At 70.1% G+C, this 19,114-nt stretch carries 19 protein-coding genes; 15 read left to right on the forward strand and 4 right to left on the reverse strand.

Going from position 1 to position 19,114, the window contains the following annotated elements:
- Together QH270_RS09570 and QH270_RS09575 are read right to left on the reverse strand one after the other, a co-directional pair.
- Nucleotides 1–656: dihydroxyacetone kinase subunit DhaK (locus QH270_RS09570; RefSeq protein WP_280340238.1), on the reverse strand; the 656-nt coding region annotated here is incomplete at its 3' end.
- Between the two features lie 11 nt (nt 657–667).
- Nucleotides 668–1,405 carry an MIP/aquaporin family protein gene (locus QH270_RS09575; RefSeq protein WP_280340239.1) on the reverse strand — a complete coding sequence of 246 codons (738 nt, stop codon included), beginning with the start codon at nt 1,403–1,405 and terminating at the stop codon, nt 668–670.
- Nucleotides 1,406–1,521: 116 nt separating this feature from the next.
- On the opposite strand from QH270_RS09575, the gene QH270_RS09580 reads away from it, so the two are divergent.
- The 9 genes from QH270_RS09580 (at nt 1,522) to QH270_RS09620 (ending at nt 10,754) form a co-directional block, all read left to right on the forward strand.
- Nucleotides 1,522–2,268, forward strand: coding sequence for an IclR family transcriptional regulator (locus tag QH270_RS09580; RefSeq protein WP_280340240.1), 747 nt, complete (start codon nt 1,522–1,524; stop codon nt 2,266–2,268).
- A gap of 106 nt (nt 2,269–2,374) precedes the next feature.
- Nucleotides 2,375–3,109, forward strand: a complete 735-nt coding sequence (locus tag QH270_RS09585; RefSeq protein WP_280340241.1) for an IclR family transcriptional regulator — start codon at nt 2,375–2,377, stop codon at nt 3,107–3,109.
- Between the two features lie 308 nt (nt 3,110–3,417).
- Nucleotides 3,418–4,500, forward strand: a complete 1,083-nt coding sequence (locus QH270_RS09590; RefSeq protein WP_280340242.1) for an ABC transporter substrate-binding protein — start codon at nt 3,418–3,420, stop codon at nt 4,498–4,500.
- On the forward strand, nt 4,497–5,357 hold the full coding sequence (locus tag QH270_RS09595) for an ABC transporter ATP-binding protein (protein WP_280340243.1): 861 nt from the start codon (nt 4,497–4,499) through the stop codon (nt 5,355–5,357). Before QH270_RS09590 ends, QH270_RS09595 begins: the two co-directional genes overlap by 4 nt.
- Entirely contained in the window at nt 5,350–6,243 is an 894-nt protein-coding gene (locus tag QH270_RS09600) for an ABC transporter permease (RefSeq protein ID WP_280340244.1), read from the forward strand. Before QH270_RS09595 ends, QH270_RS09600 begins: the two co-directional genes overlap by 8 nt.
- 14 nt (nt 6,244–6,257) lie before the next feature.
- Entirely contained in the window at nt 6,258–7,598 is a 1,341-nt protein-coding gene (locus tag QH270_RS09605; RefSeq protein ID WP_280340245.1) for an LLM class flavin-dependent oxidoreductase, read from the forward strand.
- Nucleotides 7,599–7,703: 105 nt separating this feature from the next.
- Complete coding sequence (locus QH270_RS09610; protein WP_280340247.1) at nt 7,704–8,639, forward strand: TauD/TfdA dioxygenase family protein; 936 nt, start codon at nt 7,704–7,706, stop codon at nt 8,637–8,639.
- Between the two features lie 190 nt (nt 8,640–8,829).
- Nucleotides 8,830–10,419, forward strand: a complete 1,590-nt coding sequence (locus QH270_RS09615) for an FAD-binding protein (protein WP_280340248.1) — start codon at nt 8,830–8,832, stop codon at nt 10,417–10,419.
- On the forward strand, nt 10,416–10,754 hold the full coding sequence (locus tag QH270_RS09620; RefSeq protein ID WP_280340249.1) for a ferredoxin family protein: 339 nt from the start codon (nt 10,416–10,418) through the stop codon (nt 10,752–10,754). The genes QH270_RS09615 and QH270_RS09620 overlap by 4 nt, the downstream gene beginning before the upstream one ends.
- On the opposite strand, the gene QH270_RS09625 is transcribed toward QH270_RS09620, so the two are convergent.
- Nucleotides 10,744–11,469, reverse strand: a complete 726-nt coding sequence (locus QH270_RS09625; protein ID WP_280340250.1) for a 2'-5' RNA ligase family protein — start codon at nt 11,467–11,469, stop codon at nt 10,744–10,746. The genes QH270_RS09620 and QH270_RS09625 overlap by 11 nt on opposite strands.
- 254 nt (nt 11,470–11,723) lie before the next feature.
- Between QH270_RS09625 and QH270_RS09630 the strand changes: the two genes are divergently transcribed.
- Nucleotides 11,724–12,065: a hypothetical protein gene (locus QH270_RS09630; RefSeq protein WP_110038771.1), complete on the forward strand. Its 342-nt coding sequence runs from the start codon at nt 11,724–11,726 to the stop codon at nt 12,063–12,065.
- Between the two features lie 52 nt (nt 12,066–12,117).
- On the opposite strand, the gene QH270_RS09635 is transcribed toward QH270_RS09630, so the two are convergent.
- The gene (locus tag QH270_RS09635) at nt 12,118–12,489 is read right to left on the reverse strand and encodes a YybH family protein (protein WP_110038772.1); all 372 of its coding nucleotides are present in this window, start codon (nt 12,487–12,489) and stop codon (nt 12,118–12,120) included.
- 668 nt (nt 12,490–13,157) lie between these two features.
- Between QH270_RS09635 and QH270_RS09640 the strand changes: the two genes are divergently transcribed.
- The 5 genes from QH270_RS09640 to QH270_RS09660 all read left to right on the forward strand — a co-directional run bounded on the left by QH270_RS09640 (nt 13,158) and on the right by QH270_RS09660 (nt 19,112).
- Nucleotides 13,158–13,691, forward strand: coding sequence for a hypothetical protein (locus tag QH270_RS09640; protein WP_280340251.1), 534 nt, complete (start codon nt 13,158–13,160; stop codon nt 13,689–13,691).
- A 15-nt stretch (nt 13,692–13,706) separates the two neighbouring features.
- Complete coding sequence (locus tag QH270_RS09645) at nt 13,707–15,311, forward strand: MFS transporter (RefSeq protein WP_280340253.1); 1,605 nt, start codon at nt 13,707–13,709, stop codon at nt 15,309–15,311.
- A 171-nt stretch (nt 15,312–15,482) separates the two neighbouring features.
- Nucleotides 15,483–15,914, forward strand: a complete 432-nt coding sequence (locus QH270_RS09650; protein WP_280340255.1) for a DUF7144 family membrane protein — start codon at nt 15,483–15,485, stop codon at nt 15,912–15,914.
- Between the two features lie 28 nt (nt 15,915–15,942).
- The gene (locus QH270_RS09655) at nt 15,943–17,259 is read left to right on the forward strand and encodes a diacylglycerol kinase family protein (RefSeq protein WP_280340257.1); all 1,317 of its coding nucleotides are present in this window, start codon (nt 15,943–15,945) and stop codon (nt 17,257–17,259) included.
- Between the two features lie 431 nt (nt 17,260–17,690).
- Entirely contained in the window at nt 17,691–19,112 is a 1,422-nt protein-coding gene (locus tag QH270_RS09660) for a condensation domain-containing protein (protein ID WP_280340258.1), read from the forward strand.
- Nucleotides 19,113–19,114: the final 2 nt, after the last annotated feature.

Here is a 19,114-nt window from a genome sequence, read left to right on the forward strand (position 1 = left end):
TGGATGCCGATCCCGATCTCCATCTCGTCCGCACCGAGTTCGAACGTCGGTTTCCCCGCGGCGGGCACGGTGCACGAGGTGAGCGCCATGCCCATGCTCCTGGTGCGCTCGTTCACGGCACGGGCGACGGCGGCCACCTCGGGCAGCGCACGTCCCTGCTCGGCGGCGGCACCCGCGATCTTCTCGACCAGCACGGTGCCGCCGACCCCGCGCCTGCCCGCGGTGTAGGTGCTGTCCCGTACGGCCACGTCGTCGTCGACGATCACCGAGACCACCTCGGTGCCGGTCTCGGCGGCGGCCAGCTCGGCGGCCATCTCGAAGTTCATCACGTCGCCGGTGTAGTTCTTCACCACGTGCAGCACCCCGGCGCCGGTATCGACCGCGGATGTCGCCGCCAGGATCTGGTCCGGCACGGGCGAGGTGAACACCTCACCGGCACAGGCCACATCGAGCATGCCCTGCCCCACGAACCCGCTGTGCAGCGGCTCGTGCCCGGACCCACCGCCGGAGAGCAGCGCGACCTTGCCGGGCCGGGCCGGCTCGGCGCGGAACACCAGGCGGTTGTCCAGGTCGACCCGCAACGCAGGGTGCGCGGCGGCCAGTCCCGACAGCGCGTCGTTGATCACCGTGGCCGGGTCGTTGATCAGTTTCTTCATCTGCCTTCTCCTCAGGCGGTCGTGTCGGCGGTGACACGGACGGTGTCGGTGCGGGTGAGCGCGCGCACCACCAGCGCGGCGGCGGCGCCCGCACAGAATTCGGCGGCGAGATAGACCGGGGCCTGGCTCCAGTCGACGGCGCCGCCCCAGAGCTGCTGCACCAGCATGGGCCCCAGGGTGCGCGCGGGATTGATGGACGCGCCGGTGGCGGGGGCGACGGGCACGATCGCGGCGAAGACGACCAGCCCGATCGCGATCCCCGCGAAACCGGGCGGCGCGGCCCGCTGGATCACCAGCAGGACCGTCAGCACCAGGATGAACGTGCCGACGAACTCCGCCACGAAGGCCTGCCCCGCACCCACGCCGTCGGCGTAGGCCGCGACGCCGAGGCCCACCTCGCTGGCCCGCCGCCCGAGCACCCCGACGATCGCGAGCGCGCCGAGCACCGCGCCCACCAGTTGCGCGGCGAGATACGCCGGGACACGTCGCCACGGGAACTGGCCGGACAGCGCCAGCGCCAGCGTCACGGCCGGATTGATGTGGTTGCCCGAGACATGGCCGAACGCGTAGACGGTGGCGACGACGACCGTGCCGAAGGCCAGTGAGATGACGCCGAGGTCGGCCATCGTGAACGGCGCGTCTCCGTTGACGATGAGGGTGGCGGGTACCGAGCCGACACCGATGAAGACGAGGAACGCCGTGCCGAGCACCTCGGCGGCGAGCTGCTGCGGGATGCGCAGTCCATCCATGGGGATCTCCCGAGTGTTTACGAATCACATTCGACAATGTCGAATTGAATTCGTAGAGTACGTTGATGTTGCGTGGGTCACAAGACCCCCTCGATGATTCCTCGAAAGGGCGCAATGTGATCCAGTCGGTCGATCGAGCCGTCCGCATCCTGTTCGCCCTGCAGGGCTCCCGGCGGATGACGTTGTCGGAGCTGGCCGCCGAGCTCGGGCTGCCCGCCACCACGGCACACGGCATCGTCCGCACCCTCACCGCGCACGGCATGGTGGTCCAGGAACACGGCGGCGGCCGCTATCAGCTCGGCCCCGCGGTGCTGCGGCTGGGCAACGTCTACCTCGACACGCTCGACCTGCGCGCCCGCGCCCTCACCTGGGCACACGAGCTGGCCAAACAGACCGGGCTCGCGGTACGGGTCGGGGTGCTCCTCGGCGAGGACATCGTGATCATCCACCACGAGCCGCGACCCGACGGGAGCAGGCAGATGCCGGAGGTCGGCATCGAGATCCCCGCGCACGCCAGCGCCCTCGGCAAGGCCGTCCTCGCCCACCTCGAGCCCGCCCAGGGCGCGCTGCGCAGCATGACCGGGGCCACCGTCACCGACCCCGCCCTCCTCACCGACCAGCTCCGCGAGGTGGCCGCCACCGGTATCGCCTACGAGTGCGACGAAGCCGTGCTCGGCGAATCCTGTGTCGCGGGTACGGTTTTCGACCGGGCGGGCGCCGCCGTCGGCGCGGTCGGCGTGGTGTTGCCGACCACCGAGTGGCCGGCACCGGAGGCCACCGTCGACGCCGTCCGCACCACCGCCCGCACCATCTCCCGGGAACTCGGCGCCACCACCTGGCCCGCACCGCCCGCGCGGTCCTGAACCGCCCCCGCCGCGGCCGCGAATTCCGCTATCGCTGCGCGGAAGCATTGTGCCCGCGCTCCGCAGTGGCCATAGTTCACGGCACTTCGTCCCGAGGGAGGCCGCCATGACCGCTACCGAACCGCCGCGTTCCGGCGCGCAGGCAGTCGACCGTGCGGTGCACGTGCTCAACTGCTTCCACGGCGGCGATCCGGAACTCTCGCTGAGCGAGCTGGCACAGCGCTCAGGGCTCCCCGTGAGCACCACCTTCCGTCTCGCGCAGGCGCTCGTGCGCGGCAGGCTGCTCGAACAGGACCGGGCCACCGACCGGTACCGGATCGGGCACGGTCTGGCCTGCCTGGCGCGCCCGGCGCTGTCGCGGCTCGGCCTCGACGCGGCCGCGCCGCACCTCTACGCACTCGCCGCGGGCATCAAGATCACCGTGAGCCTCAGCGTCCCCGATGCCGGCGAGGCGCTCACCGTATTCCAGGCTCGACCACCGGTGTCCTTCTGCCACAACCAGATTCCGCAGGAGCGCAGGCCCCTCGAGGCCAGCGCCGTAGGTCACGCCCTGCTCGCGCACACCGCCACCGATCGCGGCAACGGCGAACTTTTCGACACGGTGCGCCGACGCGGGTTCGCCGTGGAGGAGATCGACGCCGACGAGCCGATCCGCGCGATCGCCGTCCCCGTGCTCGGCCCCGACCGCCAGGTCTGGGGTGCGCTCGGCGTCCAAGCGCGCGCGATCCGGCTCGACCGCGAGCTGGTGCGGGCGGTCGTGCCCGCCATGCATCAGATCGCCGTGCGGATCGGCCCGTACTTCCACACCGCCGCCGCTGGTACGGGATTCGACGCACCATGATTTTCACGATGCGAAAACGCCGTTGCCGCGCCGAGACCGCAGAGCGCACTATGGAATTCGATGCGGCGTAGCCTCCGCCGCACCTGTCACGAGAGTCCCGACATGATCGATTCCCCCGCGCTCGTCCGCCGCCGCACGGTGGACCTCATGCGCCTGTCGCCCGGATTCTGTCGCCGCTGACGACGCGGCGGCACCGTCCGTCGCCACTTTCTCCTTCTTCCCGGATATCCGTTCGCGCGGATCGTCGCGGCGTGCGCCCGTGTGGGCTCGCCGCGCGGTGACGCGTGCCGTCGAAAGCACCCCGAATCATGTTGTCCACCTTCTTCCGTCGACGTCCGCTCCGAGCGCTCGCCGCCACGCTCGTCGTTCCCGCCGCCCTCGCGGTGGTCACCGCGTGCGGCGCCGCCGAGGCGCCGACGACCGCCGACGGCAAGACCGTGCTGCGCTATCAGGGCCAGACCGGCCTGGTCACCCCCTACGAACTCGCCGACCATCTCGGCTACTTCAGCGAGATCAGCCTGAAGTGGGAAGGCGACACCACCAGCGGACCGGCCAATATCCAGGCCGCGGCCACCAAGCAGATCGAATTCGGCAGCGCGTTCAACGGCGCGGTGGTCAAGCTGGCCGCCGGTGGCGCACCGGTGCAAGCGGTACTGAGTTCCTACGGTTCCGACGCCAAGTCCTACACCGGATATTTCGTCCGTGAGGACTCCGGGATCACCGGTGCCCGCGACCTGATCGGCAAAAAGGTCGGCGTGAACACGCTCGGCGCGCACCACGAGTTCGTCACCCGCGAATGGCTGCATCAGCAGGGGTTGACCGAGGCCGAGATCAAGCAGGTCCAGCTGATCGTGGTGCCGCCGGTCAATACCGAGGAGGCGTTGCGCAGCGGTCAGATCGACGTCGGCGCGCTGAACAGCGTGTGGCGCGAGACCGCCGTCGGGCGTGGGGGTGTGCGTCCGTTGTTCACCGACACCGCCATATTCGGCGAATTCGATTACGGCACCTACGTTTTCCGCAAGGACTTCATCGCGCAGAACCCCGAGGCCGTCAAGGATTTCGTGCAGGGCACGGCCAGAGCCACCCGCTGGTTGCAGATCACCCCGCGTGACGAGGTGATCGCGAAGTTCACCGCGATCATCAACCAGCGTGGACGCAACGAGAACCTGAAGCTGCTCGACTACTGGCGCAGCTCCGGCATTCCGGTCCCTGGCGCGGTGATCGCGGACAAGGAGATCCAGATCTGGATCGACTGGCTCGAGCGCAACGGCGAACTGCCCGAGGGCAAGATCGCCGCCGCCGACCTGTTCACCAACAAGGACAACCCCTACGCCAACGGCACCTACCAGCCGGCCAGCGGCCCGACCGGAGAGGTGGTGGCCGCGAAATGAGCAGCACCACAGCCAAACTCGCCCTGCGCGGCGTCGGCAAGCAGTTCGTCGTGCGCGGCGCGGCCGAGAAGTTCACCGCGATCGACGACATCAGCATCGAGGTCGGCGCCGGCGAATTCCTCGTGCTCGTCGGGCCCAGCGGGTCGGGGAAATCCACACTGCTCGATCTGCTGGGCGGGCTGAGCACGCCGAGTTCGGGACAGATCCTGCTCGACGGGGCGCCGATCACCGGCCCCGGCCTCGACCGCGGCGTGGTGTTCCAGCAGTACGCCCTGCTGCCGTGGCGGACCGCCCGCGCCAATATCCAATTCGGGCTCGAAGCCAAGGGCATCGCCCGCAAGGAGCGGCGCGCGATCGCCGACCACTATCTGGAGCTGGTCGGTCTCGCCGGGTTCGGCGACCGATATCCGCACGAGTTGTCCGGCGGCATGAAGCAACGCGTCGCTATCGCCCGCAGCCTGGCCTTCGACCCGGAGGTGTTGCTGATGGACGAACCGTTCGCCGCGCTCGACGCCCAGACCAGGGAGTCGCTGCAGGACGAACTGCTGCGCATCTGGCGGGCGACGGGCAAGACGATCCTGTTCATCACCCACGGCATCGACGAGGCCGTCTACCTGGGCCAGCGAGTAGCGGTGCTCACTTCACGCCCGGGCCGGGTCAAGGCCGTGATCGACATCGAGATCGACCGCACCGGCGAGCTCGACGTCCGTTCCAGCGAACAGTTTCGCGACTACCGCCACCGCATCTGGACCGAACTGCGCAGCGAGGTCAGCCGGGCCCAGCGGCTCGAGCTCGCCACCGAAGACAGTGCCGCCGCGGCGGCCGCCTCGACCGACAGGAGCCCCGCCCATGCCTAGCGCCGTCCCCCTGCTCGTCCGTCCGCGCTCGGTAGCCGCCGCGCCGACCGCGGCGCCGACCCCCGTCCCGGCCTCGCCCGCCCTCGCGACCGGCCCGGCCCGCGCGGCCCGCACTTCGGTCGCCGCGCTGGTGCGCCTCACCAAACCGCTGCTCGCGTTCGCGCTGCTGCTCGGCGCCTGGGAACTCGCACCGCGGTTCGGCCTGGTCGACGAGGTGTTCCTGCCGCCGTTCTCGGTGGTGGTCCAGGCCTTCGCCGAGCTCAGCGCCAACGGGCAACTGGGCGAACACGTCTCGGCCAGCCTCACCCGCTCCGTGACGGGGTTCTCGATCGCGCTGGTGATCGCCGTCCCGGTGGGCATCGCCATCGCCTGGTACAAGCCGGTCTCGGATTTCCTCAACCCGGTGCTGGAGCTGTTCCGCAACACCGCCGCCCTGGCGCTGCTGCCGGTCTTCGTGCTGATCCTCGGCATCGGTGAGACCTCGAAGATCGCGTTGATCGGCTACGCGACCTTCTTCCCGATCCTGCTCAACACCATCACCGGCGTGCGCACCGTCGACCCACTGTTGGTCAAATCAGCCGTCTCGCTGGGTTTTTCGCCGATCCGGCTGTTCCAGAAGGTGATCCTGCCCGCGGCCATCCCGTCGATCTTCACCGGGATCAGGATGGCGGCGGCGGGCTCGATCCTGGTCCTGATCGCCGCCGAGATGGTCGGCGCCCGCGCCGGACTCGGCTATCTCATCACCGCAGCCCAGCAGAATTTCCAGATCCCGCAGATGTACGCGGGCATCGTCGCCATCTCACTGATCGGCCTCGCCTTCAACTTCGCCCTCGTCGCGCTGGAACGCCGCCTCTCGCGCTGGCGCACCTCGCCGACCGACGCCTGACCAGGAGAACCACCATGTCCCGCAAGACCTTCCACCTCAATGCCTTCCTCATGGGTGTCGGCCACCACGAGGCCGCCTGGCGCCATCCGCGGACCGACGCGCACCGTGTGCTCGATGTGCGCCACTTCCAGGATCTGGCGCGCATCGCCGAGCGCGGCACGCTCGACTCGGTGTTCTTCGCCGACACCCTCGCCGTCGGCCCGCGCATCGAACGCAACACCCTCGCGGTGTTCGAGCCGGTCACGCTGCTGTCGGCCATCGCCGCGGTCACCGAGCGGATCGGCCTGATCGCCACCGCGTCGACCAGCTACAACGAACCGTTCAACCTCGCCCGCAAGTTCGCCTCGCTCGATCACATCAGCGGTGGCAGAGCCGGGTGGAACATCGTCACCTCCGGAAACGCCGACGAAGCCTACAACTTCGGTCTCGACGCGATCCCCGAGCACACCCGCCGCTACGAGCGCGCGGCGGAGTTCGTCGACGTGGCCCTCGCCCTGTGGGACAGCTGGGAGGCCGAGGCGATCGTGCTCGACACCGAGGCCGGCGTCTTCGCCGACCCCGCCCGGGTGCACACCCTCGACTACGCCGGGGAGCGTTTCCGGGTACGCGGCCCCCTGAATTCGCCGCGCGGCCCCCAGGGCAGGCCGTTGCTGGTGCAGGCGGGTTCCTCCGAGTCCGGCAAGGAATTCGCCGCGCACCGCGCCGAAGCCGTGTTCACGGCGCAGCGTACCCTCGACGAAGGGGTCCGGTTCTACCGTGACCTCAAGTCGCGGCTGGCGAAATACGGTCGCGCCGAGCACGAGTTGAAGGTGCTGCCCGGCCTGGTGCCGTTCATCGCCGACACCGCCGCGGAGGCCAGGGCGCTCGAACGGGAGTTCACCGCGCTCATCTCGCCCGACTACGCGCTGCGCCAACTCTCGTCCATGCTCGGCGTCGACCTCACCGCGCACGCGCTGGACGCGCCGCTGCCCCCGCTGCCCGCCGAGAGCGAGATCGAGGGCGGCAAGAGCCGCTTCACGCTGGTCAAGGAGCTGGCCGAGACCGAGGACCTCACGGTGCGCCAGCTCATCGGCAAACTCGGCGGCGGCCGCGGGCACCGCACCTTCGCCGGAACGCCGGACCAGGTCGCCGACGAGCTGCAGACCTGGTTCGAGGCGGGCGCCGCCGACGGCTTCAACATCATGCCGCCGTACCTACCGGGCGGGCTCGAGGATTTCGTCGATCGGGTGGTCCCGATCCTGCGGGAGCGCGGGCTGTTCCGCAGCGCCTACGAGGCCACGACGCTGCGCGGTCACTACGGCCTCGATCCGGTGGAAAACCGCTTCGCCCAGCGCGATTCACGGGCGAGTGCCTGATGCCGCCGCGACGGCTCGACATCGAGTACATGCGGACGGTGAGCAGCTCCTGTCCGGGCCGCTGAGCACCCGCCTCCCGCCCGGCTTTCCCGAAGGACCAGACACATGACCACCATCGAAACCCCCGCCACCGCGACCACGCTGGACATCGCTCCCGTCGCCGGGCACATCGGCGCCGAGGTCACCGGCGTCGACCTGCGCACCGACCTCACCGACACCCAGGTCGCGGACCTCACCGCGGCCCTGCACCGGCACAAGGTGCTGTTCTTCCGCGACCAGCACATCGGCCACGCCGAGCAGATCGCGTTCTCCCGCCGCTTCGGTGCCGTCACCCCGTCGCACCCCTACGACGACGACGCGCCCACCGAGCACCCGGAGATCCTGGCCGTCGACAGCCGCCTCTACGAGAAGCGGTTCGGGCGCAAGAAGTTCAGCTACACCAACCAGTGGCACACCGACGTCTCGCCACTGATCAACCCGCCCGCCGCCTCCGTCCTGCGCGCCGAGATCGCCCCGGAACAGGGCGGCGACACGCAGTGGACCAATCTGGCCGCCGCCTACGCCGGTCTGCCGGAGTCGCTGCGCACCTTCCTCGACGGACTGCGCGCCGAACACCGCTTCGGCGGCCGGATCCCGCCGTGGGACGCCGACAGCGACTACGCCCGCAAGATCGCGGCGTCGCCGCTGGTCACCGAACACCCGGTGGTGCGGGTGCACCCGGTGACCGGCGAGCGCGTGCTGTTCGTCAACCCCGGCTTCACCACGCGGATCATCGGCCTGACCCCGGCCCAGAGCGACGCTCTGCTGCGGCTGCTCTTCGACGAGATCTCGCATCCGGCCTACACCGTCCGGTTCCGGTGGGCGAAGGGCAGCATCGCGTTCTGGGACAACCGCGCCACCGCCCATCTGGCCCCGAGCGATCTCGACCATCTCGACGTCACCCGGGTGCTGTACCGCACCACCCTCGAGGGTGACGTCCCGGTCGGCGTCGACGGCGCGGCCTCCCGCCCGATCGCCGGCGCGAAGTTCACCGGCGCCTGACATCCCCCGCGGGGGGGGGGGCCCCCCCCCCCCCCCCCCCCCCCCCCCCGGGGGCGGAGGGGGGGGGGGGGCACCCCCCCCCCGCCCCCCCCCCGCCGGGGGGGGGGCCCCCCCGCCCCCCCCCCCCCCCCCCCGGGGGCCCCCCCCCCCCCCCCCCCCCCCCCCGCCCCTCGAGGAAGAGAACGATGCGATGAGCGAAACCCTGCACGCGAGCACCGACGTCCTGGTGATCGGCGGCGGCCCGGCCGCCTGCTGGTCGGCGATCCACGCCAGAGAGGCCGGCGCGGAGGTGATCCTGGTCGACAAGGGCTACTGCGGAACCAGCGGCGCCACAGCGCCTTCGGGCACCGGCGTCTGGTACGTCGCACCCGAGGCCGAGGCCCGCGCTTCGGCCAAGGCGGCCAGGGAAGCGCTGGGCGGTCACCTGGCCGACCACTACTGGATGGACCGGGTCCTCGACCAGACCTACACCAATATGAATCGGCTCGCGGTCGAGGGCCGCTATCCGTTCCCCGCCGACCCGGTGTCGGGCGAGCCGCTGCGTACCGGTGTGCAGGGCCCGGAGTACATGCGCCGGATGCGCGCCTGGCTGCAGCGGATCGGCGTGCGGATCCTCGACCACTCCCCCGCGCTGGAGTTGCTCGTCGACGACGCGGGCTCGGTGCGCGGTGCGGCGGGACACCAGCGCCAACTCGACCGCGACTACCGGGTCACCGCGGGCGCCGTGGTGCTCGCCTCGGGTGGCTGCGCGTTCCTGTCCGGGGCACTGGGCACCAACGTCGACACCGGCGACGGCGCGCTGCTGGCCGCCGAGGTGGGCGCCCGCTTCTCCGGCATGGAGTTCTCCAACGCCTACGCGATCGTGCCCAAGGGTTCGACCATCACCAAGACCGCCTACTACGGCTACGCCACCTTCTTCGGCGAGGACGGCCGGGTGCTCGAGGACGCGGGCTCCACCAGGGGCCGGTCGGTGATCGCCCGGACTCTGTTGCGGGAGAAGGTGTTCGCCCAGCTCGACCGCGCCGATGCCACCGTGCAGGCACAGATGCGGGTGGGGCAGCCGAACTTCTTCCTCCAGTTCGACCGGCGCGGAATCGACCCGTTCACACAGCGTTTCGAGATCGATCTGCTCGCGGAGGGCACCGTGCGCGGCACCGGCGGCATCGACGTGGTCGACGACGACTGCGCCACCACGGTCCCCGGCCTGTACGTGGCGGGGGACGCGGCCACCAGGGAGCGCATCTGTGGTGGGTTCACCGGCGGTGGCAGTCACAACGCGGCGTGGGCGATGTCGTCGGGCAGCTGGGCCGGGGCGGGCGCGGCCCGTCACGCGCGCACCGCGCCCGGCGGTGGACAGCTCACCGGCGCGGGCCGGGTCGGGTTGCGGCCCAGCGGTTCCCGAACGCTCACCGCGGCCGAGGTGGTGACGGCCGCCCAGGCCGAACTGCTGCCGTTCGAGAAGAACTATCTGCGCCACGGCGACCGGCTGCGACCCGCACTAGCCCGGCTCGACGAGCTGTGGACGGCGGCGGCCCACGAGCTGGGCGGTGCGACCGGCGGCGAGCGGATCCGCGCCAGGCAGGCCGCCGCGATCACCGCCGTCGGCCGGCTCATGTACCGGTCGACGTTGTCGCGCACCGAAACTCGCGGGATGAGCAAGCGCGGCGATCACCCCGAACTCGATCCGGCGCAGCATCATCACGTGCTCTCCGGTGGGCTGGACGCGCCGTGGACCGCCACCGCCGCGCCCCGCCGTTCCGGGTCGGCGGTGGCGTCGTGATCGAACTGCTCCGCGCGCGGGATTGCATCGGCTGCGACAAGTGTGTCCTGGCCTGCCCCACCAACGTCTTCGACCGCACCGACGACGGGATACCGGTCATCGCCCGGCAGTCCGACTGCCAGACCTGCTTCCTGTGCGAGGCCTACTGCCCTACCGACGCGCTCTACGTGGCGCCCGACGCGACGCCGCTCGCGACGACGGACCCCCTGCCGCTCGAACAGATCGGCCGCTACCGCGAGCAGCTCGGGTGGGGACACGGCCGGACCGCCGGAGCCCGCCTTGCGGTGGGCCCGCGCCTGCCGCACGGGACGCCACCGCCGCGGCTCACCCCCTGAGGCCGGCCACCGGCCACCGCAGATCACCGAACAGCGGATCGTCGTACACGGTGCGCTCCACGACCGGCTCCGGTACCCGGAGCAGGTCGGCGCGGCTCACCTCGGCGAAGTCGTATCGTCCGTTCTCGCACTGCAATTCGGCCAGGGTGAGCGCCGCGACGGTGTCGTCGAGGGCGAAGTCGTCGAAACCGTCCGCGGCGAACACCGCGCGCACCTCGTCGACCGGTGCCGGGTCCCGCACGTGGGCCAGCGCCAGATAGGGCTTCAGTGGCTCACCGAATTCGGGGACGCGTTCACGGATCCACACGTCGGTGAGCGCCTCGGTCAGCTCTTCGCGGACGGCGAGCAACGGCGCGGGCGCGGTGATCGGTAACCGGATCGAGTCGGCGGCGACCACCGGCGGGCCGAACGTCACCTGGAACGGGGCGTGCCCGGCCAGCCGGGTCCGCGACCCGTCGACCAGCGCCGCCAGGTGCACACCCTTGACCCCGTCGACGAAGCCGACCCCCTGCACGCCGACGCGCAGGCGGGCCGCGTCGACCGGTTCGAGTCCGGGCAGCCGGGACAGCGTGGGTGCGAAGATCTCCACCAGCTTGTCGGCGACCGGCTGGGTCGGGGTGACCTGCCAGTCGTAGAAGGATCGTCCCGCCGTCCACCCCGGCCGCCACCACCAGCGGCTGGCAACAGTCATCTCGCCCGCGATCATCGTGCCCACCTCCCGATCCACGCCCAACGCCCCCAGCGAACATCCGGTTGACCGGCGAGGCTGTCCACCATCGACAGCTTCGACCAGTTCACCCCGACGCGACCGGACACGATCGGCACCCATGCTGCGATGTCAGTTACCTGTCAGCGACGGTATTACCCGCTCCGGCCGCCCGCAACACGACGAGACCGATCCGTTGCAGCTTCGATCCCCGGCACACGCACTGCCCCGCCGGCGCCGCCGCGCGCACTACACTGGCCGTCATGCCTGTTCGTCGGCTGATCACGCTCTCCGCGTTCGCCCTCCTGCTGCCCTTCGCCGCCTCCGCCTGTTCCATGTCGGGTGACGGCTACTCCTCCGAGTGCACGGTCAGCGGGTGCACCGTCACCTTCGACCGCGGCGTGAACGCGAAGGCCTCGGTGCTCGGGATCGACGCCGAACTCGTCGCGGTCGACGGCGACATGGTCACGCTGAAGATCGGCGGCCAGAACGTCACGGTGCCGGTGGGCCAGTCGCAGGAGTCCAACGGCACCGATGTGCGGGTCACCGAGGTGACCGACCAGAAGGTGGTCGTCGTCCTGAACTCCGGCCTGACCCCGAACTGACCCACGAAATCCGTTGGGTGGCGGCGGTTCCCGGCCGGGCCCGCCGCCGCGCTCAACCCAGCACGTTCGGCTGGTCCAGGATCCAGCGCCAGCTCCCGTCGGGTTGCCTGCGCGCCACTTCGACGGTGGCGCCGGTACCGCCAGGAAGCCGCGTCGACGTCATCGCCAGGTCGCCCGCGCGCAGGGCGGGGGCCTGGGCGCCCGGCTGGAACACCGGACGGTCGGCGACGAGCCGGGTGTAGGCCGCCCGGATCTCCTCGATCCCGGTCGCCACGACGCCGTCGGGCAAGGCCAGGACCGCCTCGGACTCGTAGAGCTCGACCAGCCCCTCCACATCACCGGCGTTCAGCCGCTCGACCACCAGGCGGCTCAGATCCTCCGGCCGCCGCGCTCGTTCACGCACACCGTCGACACTGTCGGTCATCGTCACCCTCCTCGATATGGGCTGTGCGCCAACGGTAGCGCCGGGGTACGACACAACCGGCCTTCGCCTTCGTGACAGCGAAAACCCCCGGCGCCGAGGGCTTCCGGGGGTTTTCGCGGGGCAGAACTCAGACGGTCACAGCGGCGGGAATCCCGACGAGCCGGTCGCCATCCAGTTCCAGAACTCGGCGGCGCGGTTGAGAACCAGGGCCATGATGTCGAGGACAGTGCTTCCCATCAAGCTTCCTAACATTCGGATGTACGATTCGCTTGCCCACCATAGCAACTCGCCACGAACGATCACGAGGCGATCTCGACGGGCTGGAACATTTCCAGCCGGATCGCGCGCGCATTCGTTTCACCGACCACCCGAACATCGTTTCAGCAGGTGAGAGCCTTGCTGGGGCGGATCGGCCCGATGCGGTGAGGGCTGTCCGCGACGGGAACTTCCACTGATCAATTGCGGGCCTGCCGCATTTTCGACGGCCGCGTCGAGCCCGCGATATTCACCCGCGACATATTCGACGCATGGTCGAAACGTCACCGTCGCCACTTCGCCGCGGCACCGATGTCGAACATCCTCGCGGCCGTGGCGAACCGAATACAGTACACAGGGAGTGAACCTTCCGACGTGCGACCGGTAGTGCCCCACGAACACGGTGAGGACAGATGGACGGCACCCCCCACGAGCTCCTGCACAGGCCCCTGTTCTCCCGGGTCCCCCTCGACCAGCGGAACGCGGCCAGCCGCATCAGCGCCTATATTTACGGGAACGTGCTGATCCTGGCCGCCCTGATCCCGGTCGCGCCGTCGGTCGAGCACGTCGGCATCCTGGTCGTCCTCGGGACCGCTGTCTCCACGTTCGTCGCGCACGCGTTCGCGGAGAGTGTCGGGCAATCGGTGCGCCAGGGTGGGGCCGTGCCGGCCGCTCCGCGCTGGGCGAATCTGCGTGATTCGCTGCCCATTCTCACTTCCGCTGTGCTGCCGTGCGCGATTCTCGCGGCCGCGGCCGTCGGGTGGCTGCAACCACGCACCGCGCAGATCCTGGCGGAGGTCGTGATGCTCGTGCGCATCGCGGGCATCGTGTTCGTGATCCAGCGGCTGCAGGGCCGTCGCCCCGATCGCTCGACACTCATCGGCGCGGTCCTGCTCGGCTGCGCGGCCACCACCGTCGTAGCGGTCAAGATCGCCCTGACCCACTGAGCAGAGGAGGAGCGGATGTCGGCGCCCCCGGTGAGATCCCGGTCGTTCGTCCTGATCGTCCTCGCGGCGGGCCAGTTCCTGATGACCCTGGACAGTTCGGTCATGAATGTGTCGATGGCCACCGTCGCCGACGATCTCGACACCACGATCACCGGAATCCAGACCGCGATCACGCTCTACACCCTGGTCATGGCCTCGCTGATGATCACCGGCGGCAAGGTGGGCGCCATCGTCGGCAGGCGCCGGGTGTTCGGTATCGGACTGGTGATCTACGGCCTCGGCTCGTTCGTCACCGGCCTGGCGCCGAATCTCGCCATCCTGCTGGTGGGCTGGTCGCTGCTGGAGGGTGTCGGCGCGGCGCTGATCATGCCCGCGATCGTCTCCCTGGTCGCGGGCAACTTCCCCGCGGAGCGGCGGGCGGCGGCCTACGGGATGGTCGCGGCGGCGGGCGCCATGGCGGTCGCGGTCGGGCCGTTGCTCGGTGGGGCGGTGACGACATTCGCGTCCTGGCGCTATGTGTTCTTCGGCGAAGTGATCATCGTGGCGGCGATCCTGCTGGTGCTGCGCCGCATCGAGGACGCACCCGCCGAGCGGATCCGGCTCGACCTGCTCGGCTCGGTCCTGTCGGCCGTCGGGCTCGGCGCGATCGTATTCGGCGTGCTGCGGTCGAGCGAATGGGGCTGGGTGCGCCCGGAATCCGGCGCACCGGTGTTGTTCGGGTTGTCGGCGGTCATCTGGCTGCTGCTCGGCGGACTGTGCACGCTGTATCTGTTCCTGCGCAGGCAGGGCTACCTGGTGGACCGCGGCCGGGATCCGCTCGTCGACCCGGCACTGTTGCGGAACCGGCAGCTCGTGGGCGGGTCGACGATGTTCTTCGCGCAGTTCGCCGTGCAGGCCGGAGTGTTCTTCACCGTGCCGCTGTTCCTGTCGGTGGTGCTCGACCTCAGCGCGGTCGAGACCGGGGTGCGCATCGTGCCGCTGTCGGTCGCGCTGGTGCTGGCCGCCGCCGGTATTCCCAAGTTCCGTCCGCGGGCCGACCCGCGCCGGGTCGTGCGGCTGGGATGGGGCGTGGTCATCGTCGGGGTGCTGATGCTCGCGGCAGGGATGGATCCCGGCGCCGACGCGGCGGTGGTGTCGATCCCGATGCTGCTGATGGGATTGGGACTGGGTGCGCTGGCCTCCCAGCTCGGTGCGGTCACCGTCTCGGCCGTGCCCGATTCGCGCAGCTCCGAGGTCGGCGGGATCCAGAACACCGCCACCCAGCTCGGCGCCTCGCTGGGGACCGCGCTGATCGGGTCGGTCCTCATCGCCACGCTGACCACCTCGGTCGTCACCGGCATCGAGCAGAACTCCGCAGTGCCGGTCGCCGTGCAGCAACAGGCCACCACAGAGCTGGCCGCGGGCGTGCCGTTCCTGTCGGACCGGCAGCTCGCCGACGCCCTCGACAACGCCGGGGTCGACGACGCCACGGCCGAGGCCATCCGGTCCGTCAACGCCGACGCCCGCCTCGAGGCGCTGCAGGTGGCGTTCGCGGTGACCGCCCTGATCGCGGTGCTGGCACTGTTCGGCACCGGCCTGCTGCCACGCCGGCCGACGGCGGCGCCCTCCTCGACGACATGAACCCGAAGCCCGTCCCATTCCTTGTTCAGCGGAAACTGTTTCGGTAAAATCAGGACGTTCTTCGATCGATGTCGTCGAGCTCGCCGACTTCGTCCCCTCGGAGTGTCGGCCGAATTTTCGTCGACCTCTTTCGCGACGGGCCGGTGGCCTCAAAATCGCGAGGAGTGGAACATGACCGGCAATACCTCGTCGGCGCATCGCGCGCCACCCGACGCAGAACCGTTCCAACGACAAGCGGTGGCGGAGGGAATTTCCATCACCGCCGCGTGCATGCTGCTCATCTTGGCGGCCGTCTCGGTCCTCCAGGGTATTTCCGCATTACTGGAAGACGAAATATACGTCGCCGGAGTCGACTACGTGTACGAGTTCGACACGACGACCTGGGGATGGATTCATGTCGTGCTCGGCGCGCTGGCACTGCTCGTCGGCGTCGGCCTCGCCATCGGCGCCACCTGGGGCCGATACAGCGCGCTCGCCGTCGCCGGGCTCGTGATCGTCGCGAACTTCCTCTCCCTGCCCTACTATCCCGCCTGGTCTTTCATCATCATCGCCCTCAGCGTGGTGATCATCTGGGCGGTCTCCACCTGGAAACCACAGCACTGAGCCGCCCTGTGCCACGATGGGCCGGGTGATGAGCGGCGACTCCGGAACGCGGCTCCGGAGCTGGTCGGCGCGTGGCGCCTTCGTGTTCGCGGCCCTGACAGCGGCGATCCCGATCCTGTTCGCGGGCGTGGCGGGAACCCTCGGTGTGCTGATCGTCGGTACCGGCGGCGTGGTCGTCACGATCGCCGCGCTGTACTGGTTCCTGACCAGGTACGGACTGCTGCGCTGGGTGGCGCTGGCGATCGCGGCGCTCACGCCGATTGTCGTCGTGATCGTGTTCGTCCGGGCCCGGCTGCTGTGGGTGGTGGTGCTCGCCGTCGCGGCGGCCCTGCTCGCGGTGGCCTGCGCGCGCGTCGCGCTGCGCGCCCGACCATCACCCGCCGCGTCCGCCGTGCCTGCCCCGCCGGCCCGGCGCCCGTTCCTGATCATGAATCCGCGGTCCGGCGGCGGAAAGGTCGAGAAGTACGACCTGCGTCGCCGCGCCGAAGAGCTGGGCGCGGAAGTAGCGCTGCTCGACGGCGAGGTCGATATCGAGGAGCTGGCCCGGCAGGCCGTCGCGCGGGGCGCCGACCTGCTCGGAGTCGCGGGCGGTGACGGGACCCAGGCGCTGGTGGCCGGTGTCGCGGCCGAGCACGATCTCCCGTTCTTGGTGATCAGCGCCGGGACACGGAACCACTTCGCGATGGACCTCCACCTGGATCGCGATGATCCGGCCGCCGGGCTCGACGCGCTCCGTGACGGCGCGGAACTGCGCGTCGACCTGGGCCGCATCAACGGCCTGCCGTTCATCAACAACGCGTCGTTCGGCGTCTACGCCGAGATCGTGCGCAGTCCCGCCTACCGTGACGACAAGACCGCGACGGTCCTGCACCTACTGCCCGATCTGCTCGCCGGCCACACCGGCCACCGGCTCGTCGCCCGGATCGACGGCACGACGGTCGCCGGGCCGCAGGCGATCCTGGTGAGCAACAATCCGTACCGCACGGGCGATCTCGCCGGCCTCAACCGCCGCGATCGGCTCGATCTCGGCATGCTCGGCGCGGTCACCGTCTCCGTCGCGGGCACCCGCGACGCGGTCGGTCTCCTCCGGCACACCCGCGGCCGCGGGCTCACCCAGCACACCACCACGCAGGTCGATGTCGACGCTGACGCGCCGCAGATCCCGGTCGGCGTCGACGGTGAATCCCGCCGGTTCGACACGCCCGTACGCTGCGTCATCGAGCGGGGCGCGCTGCGCGTCCGGGTGCCGCGGAACCGGCCGAGCGCGCCGCCCGCACCGCCGACGATCGATTGGCTCCGCCTGCGCGACTTGGCCCTTCGCGGCGATGCGGGGACGACGCACTGAGGACGCCCCGATTCCGGCGGATCACTCGCTGCCGGCCATGCGCAGGATGAACGGCGGGAGAACAGCACAGGACAACGGGCCACTCGCGCTGTGATGACCGCGACAACGCGCGCCGGCTTCGGATGAACAAAAATATCGGCGGACAATACTGTGCACGACTGATTCCATCCGAAATATTCTGCGGGACAGCCGCAGTCCATCACGTCCTCGTCGATGAGCGCGCGCGGCGGAGTTTTGTTCAGCGAAACCGGTGACGGCTGTCACAGGCATGAATTCCGACCTCCCGGTTATAGCATCAGATCCGCCGAGACTTCCCGGAACATCTGCCGCCGAAGTACCCGCGCACCAGTGGTGACACATCGACGTGCCCCCTCTTTTTCGAATCCACCTTCTGCCGTTCCGGCAGGTATTCGTCACGAGGTGAACCGGTCATGGAATACACCCATTTGTCCGAATTCGAGATTCGTTCCGGCACGTTGTCGCTCTGGACGCCGGAACTCCCCGCGGACGCGTGGCAGCCCGACGACCGACCACTGTCCAGCGTGCACGCCGGCTATTGCGCGAGCATCGACCCCGCCGACCCGCGGCCCGGCCGTGGCCGCTGGATCGGCACCGTCTTCGAGATGGACGCTCCGCTCGATCGCGCCGCGTGGCGCGAGACCCTGCGCCGCTGGCATGCCAGGCACGAAGGGCTGCGCACGACGGTGCGCGCCGACGGCGAGGGCGAGCCCCGCAGGCTCCTCGCGCCCGCCACCGCGGTCGACATCGCCGAACAGGTGGTCGACGGACACACCGACGGGGCCCGTATCAACGAATTCCTCTGCGGTGCACTGGAACTGCGCCTGTCACCGCTGGTGTGGCCGCATCTGCTCGCCGTGACCGTCGAACACACCGCGACCGCGGACTTCACCGTGCTGGTGGCCGCGGACCACTCGGTGCTGGACGCCTACTCCCAGGCCATCCTCATTCTGGAGCTGCGCACCCTCTACAGCGAGGTGCTGGCGGGCGCGCGGCCACGTGAATCGGCCACGTTCGGTAGCCCCGCGGACTTCGCGGTCGCCGAACGGGCCGCCGCCGCCCAGCTCGACACCGAGTCGCCCGCCGTGGCGGTCTGGCGGGAGTTCCTCGCCGGCGACGACGGCACCATGCCACGGTTCGCCCCGCACGCGCACCGGCCCGTGGCCGCCGAACTCGCGCAGCCGAGTGTGTCGCGGCGGGTGATCGCGCTCGACCGGCTCGAGCAGATCGAGGCAGCCCTCGACCAGGTGCGGCATCGGATGTCGGTGGCGGTGTTCGCCGCACTGGCCGTGGCCCATCAGCGCCGGTTCGGCACGGAGCGGATGCGCACGGTGATGCCGATCGCCACCCGGCCCGACCTGCGCTGGCTGGAAGCGATGGGCTGGTTCGTCAATGTCGTCCCGGTCGACATCCGGCTCGAGGCGGGTGCGGGGATGACCGCGGCGATGGAGAGCACACGCACGGCGTTGCGCCGGTCGCGGACGGCCAACGACGCGTCGTGGTGCCGCGTCCTGGACATCCTCGGTGTGCGGGACACGCCCCGGTTCGGCATCTCGTTCCTCGACATCCGCGTGCTACCCGGCTACGAGCTGGTCGCGGACCTGCGCGGACGTACCCTGCGGGCCGAATCGTATTCGAGCGACGAGGTGTTCCTGTGGATCGTGCGCGCCGCCGACGGCCTCTACGTCTCCACCCGCTACCCCGCGGGCCTGCCCGCCGAGGTGATGGACGAGTTCCTCACCGCCTTCGGCGAGGCGCTCTCGGAGATCACGGCGGCGGTCCACCTCGACGCGCTCGCGCCCGTCACGGCGCCGGTCGTCGCGCAGGCGGTGTGAAC

Origin of the sequence: Nocardia neocaledoniensis (assembly GCF_029868625.1) — a bacterium.
In the GTDB taxonomy this organism is placed as follows: domain Bacteria; phylum Actinomycetota; class Actinomycetes; order Mycobacteriales; family Mycobacteriaceae; genus Nocardia; species Nocardia neocaledoniensis_A.

Coding starts and splice junctions, on each gene's coding strand:
- QH270_RS09575 (WP_280340239.1), bottom strand. CDS start 1,405: ATGGATGGACTGCGCATCCCGCAGCAGCTCGCCGCCGAGGTGCTCGGC.
- QH270_RS09585 (WP_280340241.1), top strand. CDS start 2,375: ATGACCGCTACCGAACCGCCGCGTTCCGGCGCGCAGGCAGTCGACCGT.
- QH270_RS09590 (WP_280340242.1), top strand. CDS start 3,418: ATGTTGTCCACCTTCTTCCGTCGACGTCCGCTCCGAGCGCTCGCCGCC.
- QH270_RS09595 (WP_280340243.1), top strand. CDS start 4,497: ATGAGCAGCACCACAGCCAAACTCGCCCTGCGCGGCGTCGGCAAGCAG.
- QH270_RS09600 (WP_280340244.1), top strand. CDS start 5,350: ATGCCTAGCGCCGTCCCCCTGCTCGTCCGTCCGCGCTCGGTAGCCGCC.
- QH270_RS09605 (WP_280340245.1), top strand. CDS start 6,258: ATGTCCCGCAAGACCTTCCACCTCAATGCCTTCCTCATGGGTGTCGGC.
- QH270_RS09610 (WP_280340247.1), top strand. CDS start 7,704: ATGACCACCATCGAAACCCCCGCCACCGCGACCACGCTGGACATCGCT.
- QH270_RS09615 (WP_280340248.1), top strand. CDS start 8,830: ATGAGCGAAACCCTGCACGCGAGCACCGACGTCCTGGTGATCGGCGGC.
- QH270_RS09630 (WP_110038771.1), top strand. CDS start 11,724: ATGCCTGTTCGTCGGCTGATCACGCTCTCCGCGTTCGCCCTCCTGCTG.
- QH270_RS09635 (WP_110038772.1), bottom strand. CDS start 12,489: ATGACCGACAGTGTCGACGGTGTGCGTGAACGAGCGCGGCGGCCGGAG.
- QH270_RS09640 (WP_280340251.1), top strand. CDS start 13,158: ATGGACGGCACCCCCCACGAGCTCCTGCACAGGCCCCTGTTCTCCCGG.
- QH270_RS09645 (WP_280340253.1), top strand. CDS start 13,707: ATGTCGGCGCCCCCGGTGAGATCCCGGTCGTTCGTCCTGATCGTCCTC.
- QH270_RS09650 (WP_280340255.1), top strand. CDS start 15,483: ATGACCGGCAATACCTCGTCGGCGCATCGCGCGCCACCCGACGCAGAA.
- QH270_RS09655 (WP_280340257.1), top strand. CDS start 15,943: ATGAGCGGCGACTCCGGAACGCGGCTCCGGAGCTGGTCGGCGCGTGGC.
- QH270_RS09660 (WP_280340258.1), top strand. CDS start 17,691: ATGGAATACACCCATTTGTCCGAATTCGAGATTCGTTCCGGCACGTTG.